At 61.4% G+C, this 3,154-nt stretch carries 2 protein-coding genes and 2 pseudogenes; all 4 read right to left on the bottom strand.

Features of this window, described 5'->3' with window-relative positions; all coding sequences use genetic code 11:
* A pseudogene (locus QZ638_RS22980) lies at positions 1 to 758 on the bottom strand (aminopeptidase P family protein); the annotation flags it as partial.
* A gap of 17 nt (positions 759 to 775) precedes the next feature.
* Positions 776 to 1,537, bottom strand: coding sequence for an aspartate/glutamate racemase family protein (locus QZ638_RS22985; RefSeq protein WP_295815031.1), 762 nt, complete (start codon positions 1,535 to 1,537; stop codon positions 776 to 778).
* Positions 1,538 to 1,569: 32 nt separating this feature from the next.
* Positions 1,570 to 2,457, bottom strand: coding sequence for an ABC transporter substrate-binding protein (locus tag QZ638_RS22990; RefSeq protein ID WP_295815032.1), 888 nt, complete (start codon positions 2,455 to 2,457; stop codon positions 1,570 to 1,572).
* Between the two features lie 458 nt (positions 2,458 to 2,915).
* A pseudogene (locus tag QZ638_RS22995) lies at positions 2,916 to 3,154 on the bottom strand (FAD/NAD(P)-binding oxidoreductase); the annotation flags it as partial.

The following is a 3,154-nucleotide window of genomic DNA, read 5'->3' on the forward strand; positions in this document are numbered from 1 at the left end:
CAATGAGTCCCGAAGCGATTTATGCCGATCTGATAACCGTCTCCGGTTTCGCCTCCGCGCGCCAGTTGCGCATAGCTGAAGGCGGCGTAGATCTCGGCATCGGTGACACCGGGCCGTGTCACATGATGCGCGGCCTGAATCCCGATATCGATCAACTGCGCTGCACCGCGCAAGAGAGACTGTTCGCGCGGAGACCGGATGCGTTGCATCCGATCGACGATGCCCGTGGCCGGATGGAACGCCGCGCCAGGCAGAGCCTGCGCCAGACCGGCCCAATAGGGTTGCGAGGTAGCGTCTCCGACAAGGCCGAACCGGCCGGCGGCAAGTCCCATCTCCCGCAGGATATCCGCGCAGCCATGAGCCGCCTTCTCCACACTGAATCCAGGTCGGTCCACACTTTCCCGGCCCCAAGGCGCGACCTGCCATATCTCCTCCACCAGCAACGGTTCTCCAGCCGGCGGAAGAACGACCGAGTCGCTGAAGAACGAAAACAGCTGCAATCCCTTGTCTGCATCCGTCGGGATCACCAGAATGCCCTCACGCATCCAGTCGCAAATGTAGCGCAGATACGAGTTGGAGGTGTGATACCAGCCGATGAAGTCGGCGTGCGCGATGATCGCATCGTAGCCTTCCACCGCAGCTTCGCGCCGGATACGCCGCAAACGATCGCGGAATTCGTCTTCCGGAAGGGGCGGCACGGGCTCGAACTCAAAACTCGGCTGAAAATCGCGGAGCAGATCCTCGCACCGCCGCTCCATAAGGATTGAATCTACAGTCAATTCCTTCCCTCCCGTCCGGTGGGAGTGGTAAAGCTCGCCGACGCCAAACTGCCGGCAAACCGTTTCGGTCGCGGTGAGGCATAGCCACATGCCTTGGAGGTCTTGAGACCGAGCGACAATAGCCCCTCCACGAGTTTCACGGCACAAGATGTTCCCTCGATCACGGGAATCCCTCCGATCTCGCTGAGTTCATCGGTAAAATCGGCCATGCCGGAGCAGCCCAGAACGATAGCCTCGCATCCGTCCTCATGTCTCGCCCGCGCGATCTCCGTCCCTATTGCATGGAGTGCGGCGGCGCGGTTTTCTTCGAGATCGAGAACCGGAATTTCGGCCGTGCGAACCGCAGCGCAACGGGTGGCAAGCCCGTAACGAAGCAGATTGTGCTCAATGATGGGAATCGACTGTGCCAGCGTCGTGACCACGGAGAAGCGGTTCGCGATGAGGCTGGCGCAGTGAAACCCCGCCTCCCCTATGCCGACGACGGGTCCCGACACACATGAACGCGCCGCATCGAGGCCGGTATCATCGAAACAAGCGATGATATAGCCGTCGCAGCCGTCGCGCTCAGCCCCGCGCAGCAGGTCAAGCATACCGGGCACCGCATAGGCGCCATCCGCATATCCTTCGATCGAAGGCGGTCCATCTTGAGGGTTGGACGTCATGATATGGGTGCCGGGCGCGGCCACGGCTTGCGCCGCGGCGGCGATCGTCGCCGTCATCGACCCTGACGTGTTCGGGTTGACGACAAAAATGTTCACTGGTTTCATCGCTGTCGGCCCAACACATATCCTCACGATGGCGTCGCGACGACGTCGCCGAACGGATAGGGCGCGTCGATCAATCCATAGTTGGCTATGATCCGCTGATACTGATCGAACGGCCCTTGCGGGATCTCGACCGATTCCGCCCACACGCCATCCCCTCTCAGCCGGGCGACTGACCGCGCCACCAGGGACCGCGGCCTGTCGGGGAACCATCTTTCCATCGCGCGGGCGACATCGTCGTCGCCGTGGGCGTGCAGCCATTTCAGAGCCTGGTCGATAGACCGCACAAACGCCGGGGCCATGCCGTCGCGCCGGTCGAGGACGGCCTGGCTCGTGTAGTAAACGCTCCACGGAACGTCGCTGCAACTGCGCGCCAGCGTCGTTGCCACATGATAACCTTCATCCTCCAGCTCTTCGGCCATGAGAGGATCGACCAGATAGAAATCGGCCAGGCCGTGCCGCCACAGACGCACCGTGGTGTTCACGTCCAAGTCCCGCAGGAAAGTGATGCGGGACAGATCCGCGCCTTGCCGTTTCATGACGCCTTCGAGGAACATCCATTGACTGGTCGAGCTCATGGAGAGCATCACCTTGCGATCGTACAGATTTCCCCATTGGAAGGTTTCGACCGGAGTGCGCGACATGATGATCTGCGGATTACGGTTGCAGACCATTGCAATGATCGGCAAATCTGCCAGGCGCTTACGATAGGAGAGCGGAATCCAGATGCCTCCCATCGCAAAATCCGCCTTGCCGTCAAGAAGGTTGTTGGCAAGCCACGAACTCCCCGGCCCCGATGGTATTGTGGCGTCCACACGCAATCCATTGTCGGCGAAGAACCCAAGCGCATCTGCCAGATAGCAGGGTGCATAGTTGGTGTAGACGGGCGAAGAGGTCACGTTCACATCGAGCATAGACTTGCCTTTCAGGAGAGTTGGTACTGGTTCGCATTGAACGAGCCAGAGTCCACGGCAGCGTCGTCCGCGAAACGACGGTCGACGATCTGTTCGTAGGCCATCGGCTCAGGGATCAGCCCGTATGCGGCGATCATCTGCTGGTAGCGCATCAGTGTGGCCTGGGGCACGCGCATATCCGGCAGCCAGATATGATGACGCTGCAATCGGGCGACGGAGCGCTCGATCTGCGCGCTCGTCCACTCGGGAAAATCACAGCCGATCAGTCGCGCGACATCATTCGCGCCGTTTTGCGAAATCCAGCGCGAGGCGCGGCTCAGGGCCTTCGTGAACCGCACCAGCGGCTCCCGCTTGGCCTCGATCACGGAGGGACGCGTATAATAGACGCTCCAGGGCACCCGATGACCGACGATGCCGAGATCGGCGGCGATGGAGAGCAGCCCCTCGCCCGGATTGTCGCGCGTATCGACGATTGCCGGAACAGCGACGCCGGCCCGCGCCAGGTCGAACGCAGCCTCCCAGGCCGAATCGTTGGCCGTGTAGACCCCGACTTTCGAACCGACGGCGACGCCATAGTGGTTGAGATAGGTGCGGGCTGCAGAAGCAAGCATGATGCCCGGACGGTCATTGCCCGGAAACACCATGTGACGTTCGATCGCGCCGGTTGCGAGGATGACCCGCTTTGCCCGCACCTGCC

This window comes from uncultured Nitratireductor sp., assembly GCF_913053745.1.
GTDB lineage: Bacteria > Pseudomonadota > Alphaproteobacteria > Rhizobiales > Rhizobiaceae > Nitratireductor.